The sequence below is a fragment of the Microbulbifer donghaiensis genome, from assembly GCF_900129095.1.
GTDB lineage: Bacteria > Pseudomonadota > Gammaproteobacteria > Pseudomonadales > Cellvibrionaceae > Microbulbifer > Microbulbifer donghaiensis.
In genome coordinates this window covers 871,522-884,189 of record NZ_FQVA01000001.1, presented here as the reverse complement: position 1 = coordinate 884,189, position 12,668 = coordinate 871,522, and the positions used below count along the sequence as shown (strand labels likewise).

Sequence of the window (12,668 nt, the reverse complement as noted above, 5' to 3'; positions counted from 1 at the left end):
AGTGTCGGGGTCATCGAGTAAGTGGCTCCGAATCGGCGCCGCCACCGGTAACCGCCCGGCAAACAGCCTGACCGGCAATCATTTGCCGGACGGTCACCGGTGTCAGCGCCTCCTTTTGTGCCATTCGAATTAGAAACTACCTTTTTACCGTTTTTGAGATGTGACTAAATGAAACGCAAACAAGCTCAGGCGGAAGTCCTGCTGTTACTGGCTGCCCTGTTCTGGGGCGTGGCATTTGTGCCGCAAAAAATCGCCATGGAGCATATCGAGCCGCTGGCGTTTAATGCCTGGCGCTTCTTCCTCGGCGGACTACTGTTGATTCCGATCGTCTACTGGCTCTCTTCCCGCCGCGCGCCGCAGCTTGCTGAAGAGATACAGCCCGGAGAAGAGGGCGGGGCACGCGTCGCCCACAGCTGGCGCGCCTGCTTGCCCGGCGGAGCGATACTCGGCTTCTGGTTGTTTCTCGGCGCGGCCCTGCAGCAGGCGAGCCTGCTGTACACCACCGCCGGCCGCGCTGGTTTTATTACCGGTTTTTACCTGTTGCTGGTGCCGGTTATCGGCCTGTCGCTCGGCCACAAAACCAATCGCTGGACCTGGGCGGGTATCAGTCTGGCGCTGCTGGGGCTTTACGGGCTGGCTGACTTTAGCGAGGAATCGCAGCTGGTGGGCGACCTGATGGTATTTGCCAGTGCTTTCGTGTTTGCAGTGCAGGTACTGTCCGCGGATCACCTGGTGCGGCGTTTCGATGCGTTGCGGCTCGCCTGTGTGCAGTTCCTTGTCTGTGGACTGCTGTCGGCAGTCGCCTCGCTGATTATTGAACAGCCCACTTTGCAGTCGGCTGTCGCGGCCGCTTGGCCCATCGCCTATATGATGATTTTCTCCACGGCTATCGCCTTCACTTTCCAACTGCTGGCGCAGCGCCACGCTGCGCCCTCGCACGCGACTGTGATCATGAGTCTCGAGGCGGTGTTTGCACTGGCGGCAGGCTGGCTGTTCCTGAATGAAGTGTTGAGTGGCCGCGAACTGCTCGGTTGTGGCCTGATGCTGGCGGGCATGTTGGTGAGCCACTATGGCAACCATACCGGCACGCATCACTGATGGGCATTATCGACCTGTCTGTGCTGGCGCTGTTCGTGCCCACTTTCTTTTTTGTATCGGTGACGCCGGGTATGTGCATGACCCTGGCTTTGACCCTCGGCATGACCCTGGGGGTGCGCCGCACGCTGTGGATGATGGCGGGTGAATTACTCGGTGTGGCGCTGGTGGCTGTGGCGGCGGTACTGGGTATTGCCGCGCTGATGCTGAAATACCCGGCGGCCTTTCAGTTGTTCAAGTATTGCGGTGGGGCCTATCTGGCGTGGCTGGGCATCCAGATGTGGCGCGCGCGCGGCCGAATGGTGATGGTTGCGCCCGAGGATCGCGACGGCAGTGTTGCGCCGCCGGGGCGTCACGCGCTGGCGGCGCAGGGGTTTGTTACCGCGGTGGCGAACCCCAAGGGCTGGGCGTTTTTTATTGCACTGCTGCCGCCATTTATTAACGACAGCTATCCGCTGGCACCGCAGCTGGCGGTGCTCATTGCTATCATTCTGATGTTGGAGACCTTGTGCCTGCTGATTTACGCGGGTGGCGGGCGCACGCTCAGCCGCCTGTTGGCGCGCAGTGAGAATGTGCGCATGATCAACCGCATCGCCGGTACGCTGATGCTGTTGGTGGGAGCCTGGCTGGCTTTTGGCTGATCGGGCGAAGAGCTTTATGGAGGAAGCTGGAACATGAAACACACACTTACGCTGCTGTTGTTGGTGAGCGTCTCGCTGGCTGTCGAAGCCAATGAGCAGCAGCGCGTTGAAAATGAGACGGAAAAAACCACGAAAGTTGCTCTGAAACAGCTGGCGGCGCAAACCGAAGAGCAGGCGGGTCAGGCGGAAGGGGCGACAGATCAGCAACCTTTGATCTGGGTATTTCGACACAGTCGCGTCAAGCAGTGTGTTGGCGAAGAGATGTCGCTGGATCAGAGCCGTGCCAAACTGACGGATAAGGGTGTCGCCGTGCATCAGTCCCACTGTGGTTTCCGTACCGACAGCGTTTATACGTCCGGTTGCGGGGAGCCTTCAGGGGATATCTTGCTGCACCTGATCAGGGGCAATTCATTGGATGCGGCCCTGGAAGTGGGTTACGGCCCGGCGCAGCAGATTGAATACCGAACGGTGCAGTGCCCGGCCAAAAAGACCTGATCATCCTCTCGCGGCGAGCACACTCTGAAGACGCTGCGTTTTATTCAGCGGAATCGGCCCGTCGCGGAAATTTGCCCAGTGGGCACATCGACTGACTTTGGGCGTACACTGAGGGCCCAAATGACTGGCTTTATGGAGGAAGCACAAGTGAACCGGAATGTATTTCTACTATCGGCGCTGGCCCTGGTCGTCGGATTGAGCGCCTGCGGGCAGCGGGCGGAGAAAAAACTGGAGAAAACCGAACCGGCAACGGCAACTGCCACAGAAGAGCAGGCCGCGCCCGAGGAACCGGCAGTTCAGGCAGAGGAGCTGATCTGGGTTTTCCGTGCCAGCGGCAGCCGCCAGTGTGAGGGTGGCGGCATGTCCCCCGAAGAGAGCAGTGGCAAGTTGACCAGTAACGGCGTGATCGTGCAGGAGTCCAGCTGCGGAGTGCGTACCGATCGGATGTATGCCGCCGTCTGTGGTGGCCCCACCGGAGATATCCTATTGCACCTGATCGAAAAGGACGCTTTGGATGCGGCGCTGGAGCTGGGATTCGATCCGGCCGATCAGATTCAATACGAGAAGGGCGACTGCCCAAAAAATAACAATTGACCTTCCTCTCGCGGTAACCTTTAGCCTCTCGCACTGTAAAAACACTGTGCGGCGGGAGGTTTCATGAATGTTTCCCAAGCGGCGCAGCGGTCGGGGTTGACCGCCAAGGCGCTGCGCTATTACGAATCCATCGGTCTGCTGTCTCCCGGGCGAGCGGAGAATGGCTATCGCGACTACAGCGAGCGGGACCTGGAAACACTACGCTTTATTCAGCGCGCCCGCGCTACCGGCTTTTCCATCGACGAGGTTCGAGACCTGCTGGAGCTGCACCGCAACCCGGTGCGCCGCAGCCACGATGCCAAGCAGTTGGTGCAGGAAAAGCTTACGCGCGTAGAAGAGCAGTTGCGCATCCTGCGCGAAATGCGTGCGAGCCTGCGCAGCCTGGCGGACAGCTGCGCCGGAAACGAGTCGCCGGAGTGCGCGATCCTGGACAACCTGTCGGGAGGTCCCCGTGACTGACAAGTGCTGTGGGCCCCAGCCGCCGCGGGAGGCGGTGCTAGTGGAATCACACACCTCGGCCTGCTGCGCCGATGAACCGCACGGGCGTGTCGACTGGCTGCTGTGGATCAGTCTGTCATTGGTGGGAATTCTCTATCTCAGCTACTGGGCAGTGGATCTGTCGGCGATGCCGGAGTGGCTGCACCATATGTCCACCGGCGTGGTGGAGCTGGTCCATACCATGTGGTGGGGCGTGGTGGCTGGGGCGCTGTTTGTCGGTCTGCTCGGGCGCATTCCGCAGGAGCTGGTCATCGAGGTGCTGGGGCGCGGCGGCAGCAAGCGCGGCCTGTTTCGCGCGACTTTGGCGGGGCTGTTCTTCGACCTCTGCTCCCACGGCATCCTGATGGTCGGTATGCAGCTGTACAAGCGCGGCGCCAGCCTGGGGCAGGTGATGGCCTTCCTGGTCGCCAGCCCGTGGAATTCGCTGTCGCTGACAGTGATCCTGATCGCGCTGATCGGCCTCTGGTGGACGCTGCTGTTTATCCTCTGCTCCGCGGTAATCGCGCTGATCGCCGGCTATCTGGCCGACCGCATGGTGGAGCGGGGCAGGCTGCCGGCCAATCCCAATCGGGTCGAGTTGCCGGAGGATTACGACTGGCGCACCGAGGTGCGCGAGCTCTGGAATCGCGCCGAACTGACGCCGACCAATATCGGCAGCCTGCTGTGGGAGGGCATTCGCGGCTCGCAAATGGTGGTGCGCTGGCTACTGGTGGGCATAGTGCTGGCGGTTCTGGTGCGCGCGTTTGTCGATCCGGCGGTGTTCCAGCAGTGGTTCGGCCCGTCGCTGCTGGGCCTGGGGGCGACCCTGGTGGCGGCCACGATCCTGGAAGTCTGCTCGGAGGGCGCCACTCCGCTGGCCGCGGATATCTTCAGCCGCGCCAGTGCCCCGGGCAACGCCTTCGCCTTCCTGATGGCAGGGGTATCGACAGACTACACCGAGCTGATGTCGATCAAGGACACCACCGGCTCCTGGCGCCTGGCCCTGGTGCTGCCACTGCTGACGCTGCCGCAGATTATCGTCGCCGGGCTGCTGATGAACTGGTTTGGCAGTTGACTAAGCACTCTTCTGCAATTGGGGGGGAGAGCGCGATCAGGCTTCTTGGCGGCCCTGCTAGCGGGATTCGCTTGCGGGACACGCCGTGCATCCATCCCTGGAAGCTTGTCTGCGAGGTCCCTCTCGCAGACAGTCCCGCAAGCGAATCCCGCTAGCAGCGCCTTCAGTTCAGGCTTTTGAGCACTAACCGCCAGAGGTGGTATAGCGGAATAGAGCGTTGAAGTTCGATGCGAAGGTCCTGATGCCGGTGGCTATTTGCGGGACTGTCGGCCGGAGGGGCCGAAGGCGCCGTGAATGCCTGGAACGGCTGGGTAGCCCGGCCGACAAGCCTCCAGGGATGGATTTAGGGGGGGCGCCTAGTCCGCGTCCCGCAAATAGCCACCGGCAGCAGGACCGCCTCGAATCTCGCTACGGGGCGCCACTGAGCTGTAGGGCACTAAGCGGTAGGCCACTGGAACCCCCACGGTGCGCTGCGGTAGAATGCGCGCCGCTTTATCTTATGTCCGGAATCCGAGAGTTCATGGAAATCAATCCCCTTCTCAATCAACTGAAAGACCTCGAAGAGCGCACCGACGTTCTTAGGGGGTATCTTTGACTACGCCAGCAAGAAAGAACGCCTGACCGAAGTCGAACTGGAGCTGGCCGAGCCGAGCGTCTGGGACGACCCGAACCGCGCGCAGGAGCTGGGACGCGAGCGCTCCTCATTGGAAACTGTCGTCACCACCATCGAAAACCTGGATTCCGGCATCACCGACTGCCGCGAACTGCTGGAAATGGCGGTGGAAGAGGGCGACGAGGACTCCGTCAGCGAGGTTGCCGCCGAGATCGGAAATCTGCAGCAGCAGCTGGGCGTACTGGAATTCCGCCGCATGTTCTCCGGCGAGACAGACGAGAATAACGCCTACCTGGATATCCAGGCCGGTTCCGGCGGTACCGAGGCCCAGGACTGGGCGGAAATACTGCTGCGCATGTACCTGCGCTGGGGCGAGGCCCACGGCTTCAAGACCACCCTGGAGGAGGTTTCCGCAGGGGAGGTGGCCGGTATCAAGAGTGCCACTATCCACTTTGCCGGCGATCACGCCTTCGGCTGGCTGCGCACGGAAACTGGCGTGCACCGCCTGGTGCGCAAGTCGCCGTTCGATTCCGGCAACCGCCGTCACACGTCCTTCTCCTCGGTCTTCGTCTCGCCGGAGATCGACGACAATATCGAGATCGAGGTGGACAAGTCACAGGTGCGCGAGGACACCTATCGCGCCTCCGGTGCCGGCGGTCAGCACGTAAACAAGACCGATTCGGCGGTGCGCCTGACCCATATCGAGTCCGGTATCGTGGTGGCCTGTCAGAGCGAGCGCTCCCAGCACCAGAACCGCGACAAGGCCTGGAAGATGCTGCGCGCCAGGCTGTACGAGCAGGAGATGCTCAAGCGCAACGCGGAAAAACAGGCGATGGAAGAGAGCAAGTCGGATATTGGCTGGGGCAGCCAGATCCGCTCCTACGTGCTCGATGACCAGCGCATCAAGGATCTGCGCACCGGCGTGCAGACCAGCAACTGCCAGGCGGTGCTCGACGGCGACCTGGACCAGTTTATCGAGGCGAGCCTCAAAGCGGGCCTCTGACGAGGCCCTGGCCGGAACCCGTAGGAGTCCGCTCGCAGGCGACAAGGAGCGGAGCTCCGTAGCCATTCGCCTGTAAACAGGCTCCTACAGCTCAACAAACTTCACAATTGACGAATCATCATGACTGATACGCAAACCCAGCAAGACGAAAACAAACTCATTGCCGAGCGCCGCGCCAAACTGTCTGCGCTGCGCGAGAAGGGCAATGCCTTTCCGAACAGTTTTCGCCGCGAGAACCTCGCCGCCGACCTGCAGGCCGAGTTCGGTGAAAAATCCAAGGAAGAGCTGGAAGCGCTGGGCAAGAGCGCTTGCGTGGCCGGCCGTATCCTCGCCAAGCGCGGTCCGTTTTTGGTGATTCAGGACGTGTCCGGTCGCATCCAGTTGTACGCGGACAAGGCGGCACAGAAGGACATCAAGGAGCGTCACGGTGCCTGGGATATCGGCGATATCGTCGGTGTGCGCGGGCAGTTGCACAAGTCCGGCAAGGGCGACCTCTACGTGAACTGCGAGGAGTACACGCTGCTGACCAAGGCGCTGCGCCCGCTGCCGGAAAAATTCCACGGCATCGCCGACCAGGAGCTGCGCTACCGCCAGCGCTATGTCGACCTGATCGCCACGCCGGAATCCCGCGACGTATTCCGCCTGCGCTCGCAGATCATCGAGTACATCCGCCAGTTCCTGAACGGCAACCACTTTATGGAAGTGGAGACGCCGATGCTGCAGGTGATTCCGGGTGGCGCCACCGCGCGTCCGTTTGTCACGCACCACAATGCGCTGGATATCGATATGTACCTGCGCATCGCCCCGGAACTGTATCTGAAGCGCCTGGTGGTCGGCGGCTTTGAGCGCGTCTACGAAATCAACCGCAACTTCCGCAACGAAGGGCTGTCCACGCGTCACAACCCCGAGTTCACCATGCTGGAGTTCTATCAGGCCTACGCCGACTACAACGATCTGATGGATCTCACCGAAGAGATGTTGCGCGGTATCTGTGAAGACGTGCTGGGCAGCACCACCGTGGAATACCAGGGCAGCAGCTACGACTTCGCCAAGCCGTTTGCGCGCCTGTCGGTGTTCGACTCTATCCTGCGCCACAATCCGAGCCTGAGCCACGGCGATATCGATAACCTCGAAGGCGCCCGCGCCGTCGCCGAGAAACTCGGAATTCCGCTGAAAGACAGCTGGGGTCTGGGCAAGGTACAGATCGAGATTTTCGAGAAGACCGTCGAGCACCGCCTGGACCAGCCGACCTTTATCACCGAATACCCGACCGAAGTATCGCCGCTGGCGCGCCGCAATGACGACAACCCCTTCGTCACCGATCGCTTTGAGTTCTTCGTCGGCGGCCGCGAGATCGCCAACGGCTTCTCGGAGTTGAACGATGCGGAAGACCAGGCCGAGCGCTTCAAGGCGCAGGTGGCGGAGAAGGACGCCGGCGACGACGAGGCGATGCACTACGACGCCGACTATATCCGCGCACTGGAATACGGTCTGCCGCCGACCGCGGGCGAGGGCATCGGTATCGATCGCCTGGTGATGCTGTTCACCAACTCCCCGTCAATCCGTGACGTGCTGCTGTTCCCGCATATGCGCCCGGAGGCGTCTGCCGAGTAACCCAGCTTTTTGCCGACCTGCAGTAGCGGCCGCTGGCCGCCGCTGCAGGGGTGTTGAGCGGTTAACCCTGGATCCCCAGTGGCCCGCTGGGCACGTATATAACTTCCCTGCTCGAACTCCCTTCCCGCTGCACTTCGATTGCTACCGTCTTGCCCGGCGCGACCTTGTATACCTGTGTGCGCAGATCGCCCATGTGGAATACCCGCTCGCCGTTGTAGGAAATGATTTTGTCGCCCGCTTGCAGGCCGGCACCGGATGCCGGTGTACCGCTGACAACCCTGTCGATGCGCATTTCCTGGCGGCCGCCATTGGCATCGAGATAGAGTTCGAATTCCTGTTCACTCAGTTCGTGCTCGAAGTACTTGCGTGGATGGCTGTAAATTTCCAGCTGTTCCCGCAGGCGTTCGGCTTCGGCAGAGGACTTGTCCCTTATGTGACGATATTCGTAAGCGAGTTGCATATGTTCGTACTGGAAGCGCTCCTGTTTCTCCAGGATGAACTCCGCGCGGTGCGGATTGAGTCCAGCGTCGATCAACTGCTGCAACTGCACTTCGCGGTGTCTGCTATGCAGGGCGCCGCGCGACCTGCGTTCCGGGTGGTCGACCCGTTGCCGCTCTGTCGCCGCCGCTGCGGCAGTGCGAATTTCGCCGGCCGGCACAGCGGGGCCGTAGTGCTCCAGCCGCTCTCTCAACTCTTCAACCAGGTCCAGCAGCTGGGACTGGATTTGGTTGGAATTCTCCAGCGACGCTTCCAGCGCGCTGATGCGCTGCTCGAGCCGGTCGTCAGCGCCGGAGAAAAAGCGGGAGAGCTGGGATCGTGCGGCTTGCTTGCCGTTTTTGATATCGCCCTGCAGCAGGGCGCCGCTGACGGCATAAGTCACGAGTGCCAGCAGTAGCGCCGAACCGGCAATGACCGCGAGTTTTCCTCTGTGCATAGCTCAATCCAGAATAATCAAGTGGTTGGGCAGTTCGTTCTTGATCGCCGTTGCCGGCGCGGCCTGTTGCAGCAGGTCGCCGCATTTTTCGATGCAGTGCACAAACGCCTCACCGGTTTTGCCGCGTTTGATCTCGTGAATAAAGTTTTCGACGATTTCCTGCCAGTTCTCGTTGGTGATGTGCTCCGCCAGCCCGCGATCGGCCAGTATCTCCACGTAGTGCTCCGCTTCGGCGACAAAGATCAGCAGCCCCAGGCGGCCTTCGGTGCTGTGCAGTTCCTGCTGCAGGAACTGCCGCCGCGCGAGGTTGGCGGCGCGCCAGTACTTTACTCGCTTGGGGACCAGGCGCATGGTCAGGGGCCGCCAGCGGAACAGGACTGCAAACACGATGAAGAGTATCCACTGCAGCGTGAAGGCCTGCTGGTACTCCAGCCACCAGGGCAAGAACTGCATCAGCGGCGCCAGCAGCAGCGCGAGAAATGCGGCCCACAGGGTGGAGATATACAGGTAGTTGTCGGCGGTGCGCGCGAGCACCGTGACTACTTCGGCGTCGGTACGGGATTCCACTTCCTTGATGGTATCGGCGACCCGGCGCCGGTACTCGCTGTTTAGCATTACCATCCCCCCGACGCGCCTCCGCCGCCAAAGCCGCCGCCCCCGCCACCGAAGCCGCCGCCAAAACCGCCACCGCCGAATCCACCACCGAAACCACCGCCACCGTAGTAGCCGCCGTAGCGCCCCCGGCGGTAGCCGCGGGTGCCGCCGGGCGAGCCGAGCACCGAGGCGCCGAATAACTGCAGCATTACCAGCAGCAGAAACAGACCGATCAAAAGGGCCATGCGTCGGTCGCCGCTGTCCTCGGTGGGTTCAGCGACGTATTCGTTCTTGATTGCGGCGATGATGGACTGCACACCGGCGGTGACACCGCCGTCGAAATCGCCGGACCTGAACTGAGGCAGTATCTTGGTGTGAATGATATTCGCCGAAAGTGCGTCCGTAAGCGCACCTTCGAGGCCGTAGCCCACTTCGATGCGTATTTTGCGCTCACTGGGCGCGACTATTAGCAGCGCGCCGTTGTCCTTGCCCTTCTGGCCGATCTGCCAGTGCCGCCCCAGTTGGTAGCCGTACTCTTCGATGGTGAGGCCCTGCAGGTCGGGGAGGGTGACAACCACCAGCTGGTTGCTGGTCTCTTTTTCGTGGCGCTGCATCATTTCTGTCAGGCGGAACTCTGTTTCCGGCCGCAGAAGATTGGCCTTGTCCACCACGCGACCAGACAGCGGCGGAAACTGCACATCGGCAATAGCCCCCAGCGCGCACAGGAGCGCGGTGAGGGCGATAGTGAGGGTAACTAGCCGGCGGCTGTGCATTATTGGCTCCGCAGGCTCAGATTACTGGAAGTCGACTTCCGGCGCCTTTTCAGCATCCTCGCTGGTTGCCTGGAAGGTCTCGCGCAGCGGCATGTCACCGTACAGGACCATGTGCCAGATACGTCCGGGGAAGGTGCGAATCTCCCGGTTGTAGCGCTCCACTGCCTGTATATAATCCCGCCGCGCGACGCCGATACGGTTTTCGGTACCCTCCAGCTGTGACTGCAGGGCGAGGAAATTCTGGTCTGCCTTTAGGTTAGGATATCGCTCCACCACGACCATCAGGCGGGCGAGGGCACTGGAAAGCTGGGCCTGGGCGGCCTCAAATTGCTGCAGTTTGGCCGGATCGTTGAGCAGGTTCTCGTCTACCTGCATCGAGCTGACCTTGGCGCGGGCCTCGGTGACAGCCTCCAGGGTTTCGCGCTCGTGGGCGGCGTAGGCCTTGACGGCTTTCACCAGGTTGGGGATCAGGTCGGCGCGGCGCTGGTACTGGTTTTCCACCTGCGCCCAGGCGGCTTTGACCTGCTCGTCGTAAGTGGGGATATTGTTGATGCCACAGCCGCTGAGGCCGAATGCCAGCAGGCAGAGCAGGGCGCCCTGCCAGAGTCGGCGGCCGTCCGTAAATACAGAGTTCATGGGGGAGATCCCTGTTGTTCAAAATGTGTTTCCAGTAAACCTCCCTAGAATAGTCCGCCGTCCTCCCGATGCTGGAGCTGGCGCAAACATGGAGCCGAAATGGCGTTAAAGGCAACTATATTCAAAGCCCGGGTGCAGATCGCCGATATGGACCGGGGCTACTACGGTGAGCACCAGCTGACGCTGGCGCGCCATCCTTCTGAAACCGACGAGCGGATGATGGTGCGGCTGCTGGCCTTCATCCACAATGCCGCTGATACCCTGGAATTCACCCGCGGCCTGTCCTCCGATGAGGAGGCCGATTTGTGGCAGATGAGCCTCAGTGGCGAGGTCGATCTGTGGATCGAAGTGGGCCTGCCGACGGAAGAGCGGTTACGCAAGGCGAGCAATCGCGCCAAGCAGGTATTGGTGTACAGTTACGGTCGCCGCACGGCACCGATATGGTGGCAGAAACAGGAGGCTGCGCTGGCGCGTTTCGACAACCTGCGCATTTACTTGCTGCCCGCCGATGCGACCGAACAGCTGGCGGCTATGGCCGAACGCAATATGGACCTGAATGCCACTATCCAGGATGGCCAATTCTGGCTCAGTAGCGACGATCGCAATGTGGAAATCATCCCCCAGATTTTGAAATAGACAATCGCTGGAAATAACAAACGGAGAAATCAATGCCTTCCTTTGACATAGTGTCTGAAGTAGACAAACACCAGCTCACCAATGCGGTAGATCAAGTGAACCGTACGGTTACGAATCGCTTCGATTTCAAGGGCGTCGATGCCGAAGTGGAAATGAACGATTTCGCGCTGATGGTGCGCGCCGAGGCGGATATCCAGGTCGATCAGATGGTGGACATGCTGCGCGCAGCCTTGATCAAGTGCGATATCGATCCGCTGGCGATGGAAGTGGGGGAATACGAGCAGTCCGGCAAGCAGGTCAAAGTCTCGATTACGATGAAAAACGGCCTGGACAAGGAACTGTCAAAAAAGATCGTTAAGCTGATCAAAGACGAAAAACTCAAGGTGCAGGCGGCCATCCAGGGGGATCAGGTGCGGGTAACCGGCAAGAAGCGCGACGATTTGCAGCAGGTGATCGCCCTGTTGCGGGGCAAGGAGCTGGACCAGCCACTGCAGTTCAATAACTTCCGCGATTAACCGGCGAATTTTGTTCAAAAGCTTACTTTTCTCCACACTGTGCATACTGCTGCCGCCGCTCGCGGCAGCGGTACCTGTCACTCCTGCAAAGCTTGTCGCCAGCTATTGGCTGGATCACAGTGCCGGCCTGGATATCTCCGGGTTGAGTTTCTGCAACGGCGAGTTGCTGGCAGTATCCGATAAAAACTCAGCGGGCTTTTACGCAGTGAGGATCGGCCCCGGAAGCGCTCAGCTCGAATACCGGCCGCTGGCGGTTGGTCTGGAAACGCCGCCCATGGAGTCCGAGGGATTGAAGGCGCGGTTGGTCACACTGTTGCAGCCGGCGCCCGCGGCAGATTTTGAGGGTATCACCTGCGACGAGCAGGGTGTCTTCCTGGTCAGCGAGCGCCATCATCGCATCGCGGTGGTGGCGCCGTCCCTTCGCGCAGCCTGGATGTCCCGGCGCTGGTCGGAGGCGGCGCGCGAGCGCGGTTACATGCAAAAATTCAATGGCGCCAGCGAGGGACTGGTCAAAGCCGGGGGTGACTTCTGGATCGCCATAGAGCGAGATCGGCGCGGCCTGGTGCGCTTCGCCCAGGGCAGTAATCTTCCCGAGTTTTTTGAGCTGCCGGCTGCCGCGGGCCTCGATTTTCGCGGCCGTTCATTGGATCTCACCGGTCTGGCTTTTTACGACGGAGACCTGTTCACGCTGGAGCGCAACGCGTTTGCGGTTTGCCGGCGCTCCCTCGCAGATCTGCAGGCGAAGTGGTGCATCGAGTATCGAGTAATCGAAGAAGCCCCTGAAAACGTCTACCGGGAAACCCGCTACGGCAAGGGCGAGGGCCTGGCGGTAGACGAAAGTGGTATTTATGTGGTGCTGGACAATAACAATGTCGGTCGCGCCGCGGATCCCGGTGATCGCCGAGCCCTGCTGTTGCACCTGGCCTTCCCGGAAGGCTTCGGGGAAAGCGAGGTGTCGCTGCCGTGATCACTG

15 protein-coding genes are annotated in these 12,668 nt (G+C 60.9%); 11 read left to right on the top strand and 4 right to left on the bottom strand.

Going from position 1 to position 12,668, the window contains the following annotated elements; genetic code table 11:
* The first annotated feature begins 168 nt into the window (after nt 1–168).
* From BUC36_RS03740 to lysS, 8 genes are all read left to right on the top strand, one after another.
* On the top strand, nt 169–1,098 hold the full coding sequence (locus BUC36_RS03740) for a DMT family transporter (protein WP_073271597.1): 930 nt from the start codon (nt 169–171) through the stop codon (nt 1,096–1,098).
* Nucleotides 1,098–1,736, top strand: coding sequence for a LysE family translocator (locus BUC36_RS03735; protein WP_073271594.1), 639 nt, complete (start codon nt 1,098–1,100; stop codon nt 1,734–1,736). Before BUC36_RS03740 ends, BUC36_RS03735 begins: the two co-directional genes overlap by 1 nt.
* Nucleotides 1,737–1,769: 33 nt before the next feature.
* Nucleotides 1,770–2,231, top strand: a complete 462-nt coding sequence (locus BUC36_RS03730; RefSeq protein ID WP_073271591.1) for a hypothetical protein — start codon at nt 1,770–1,772, stop codon at nt 2,229–2,231.
* A 147-nt stretch (nt 2,232–2,378) separates the two neighbouring features.
* Nucleotides 2,379–2,825, top strand: a complete 447-nt coding sequence (locus tag BUC36_RS18560; RefSeq protein ID WP_143186872.1) for a hypothetical protein — start codon at nt 2,379–2,381, stop codon at nt 2,823–2,825.
* A 63-nt stretch (nt 2,826–2,888) separates the two neighbouring features.
* Entirely contained in the window at nt 2,889–3,284 is a 396-nt protein-coding gene (locus tag BUC36_RS03720) for a MerR family transcriptional regulator (protein WP_073271588.1), read from the top strand.
* A gap of 40 nt (nt 3,285–3,324) precedes the next feature.
* The gene (locus BUC36_RS03715; RefSeq protein ID WP_073274528.1) at nt 3,325–4,377 is read left to right on the top strand and encodes a permease; all 1,053 of its coding nucleotides are present in this window, start codon (nt 3,325–3,327) and stop codon (nt 4,375–4,377) included.
* A gap of 520 nt (nt 4,378–4,897) precedes the next feature.
* A protein-coding gene (gene prfB / locus BUC36_RS03710) for a peptide chain release factor 2 (RefSeq protein ID WP_143186871.1) occupies nt 4,898–5,993 on the top strand; the annotation gives its coding sequence in 2 pieces (ribosomal slippage) (nt 4,898–4,969 and nt 4,971–5,993; 1,095 coding nt in all).
* 120 nt (nt 5,994–6,113) lie between these two features.
* Complete coding sequence (gene lysS / locus BUC36_RS03705; protein ID WP_073271582.1) at nt 6,114–7,607, top strand: lysine--tRNA ligase; 1,494 nt, start codon at nt 6,114–6,116, stop codon at nt 7,605–7,607.
* Nucleotides 7,608–7,668: 61 nt separating this feature from the next.
* On the opposite strand, the gene BUC36_RS03700 is transcribed toward lysS, so the two are convergent.
* The 4 genes from BUC36_RS03700 to BUC36_RS03685 are packed head-to-tail and all read right to left on the bottom strand — an operon-like array spanning nt 7,669 to nt 10,544.
* Nucleotides 7,669–8,541: a PDZ domain-containing protein gene (locus tag BUC36_RS03700; protein ID WP_073271578.1), complete on the bottom strand. Its 873-nt coding sequence runs from the start codon at nt 8,539–8,541 to the stop codon at nt 7,669–7,671.
* Between the two features lie 3 nt (nt 8,542–8,544).
* Nucleotides 8,545–9,156 (bottom strand): TPM domain-containing protein, encoded by a 612-nt coding sequence (locus BUC36_RS03695; protein ID WP_234994879.1) that lies wholly within the window; start codon nt 9,154–9,156, stop codon nt 8,545–8,547.
* Nucleotides 9,156–9,908, bottom strand: a complete 753-nt coding sequence (locus tag BUC36_RS03690) for a TPM domain-containing protein (RefSeq protein WP_073271571.1) — start codon at nt 9,906–9,908, stop codon at nt 9,156–9,158. The genes BUC36_RS03695 and BUC36_RS03690 overlap by 1 nt, the downstream gene beginning before the upstream one ends.
* A gap of 21 nt (nt 9,909–9,929) precedes the next feature.
* Nucleotides 9,930–10,544, bottom strand: a complete 615-nt coding sequence (locus BUC36_RS03685) for a LemA family protein (protein ID WP_073271568.1) — start codon at nt 10,542–10,544, stop codon at nt 9,930–9,932.
* 99 nt (nt 10,545–10,643) lie between these two features.
* On the opposite strand from BUC36_RS03685, the gene BUC36_RS03680 reads away from it, so the two are divergent.
* Genes BUC36_RS03680 through BUC36_RS03670 form a run of 3 tightly spaced genes read left to right on the top strand, consistent with a single transcriptional unit; the run spans nt 10,644 to nt 12,662 of the window.
* The gene (locus BUC36_RS03680; protein ID WP_073271559.1) at nt 10,644–11,180 is read left to right on the top strand and encodes a YaeQ family protein; all 537 of its coding nucleotides are present in this window, start codon (nt 10,644–10,646) and stop codon (nt 11,178–11,180) included.
* A gap of 32 nt (nt 11,181–11,212) precedes the next feature.
* Nucleotides 11,213–11,695: a YajQ family cyclic di-GMP-binding protein gene (locus BUC36_RS03675; protein ID WP_073271555.1), complete on the top strand. Its 483-nt coding sequence runs from the start codon at nt 11,213–11,215 to the stop codon at nt 11,693–11,695.
* Nucleotides 11,696–11,705: 10 nt separating this feature from the next.
* Entirely contained in the window at nt 11,706–12,662 is a 957-nt protein-coding gene (locus BUC36_RS03670; RefSeq protein ID WP_073271550.1) for an SdiA-regulated/phytase-like domain-containing protein, read from the top strand.
* The last annotated feature ends 6 nt before the right edge of the window (nt 12,663–12,668 follow it).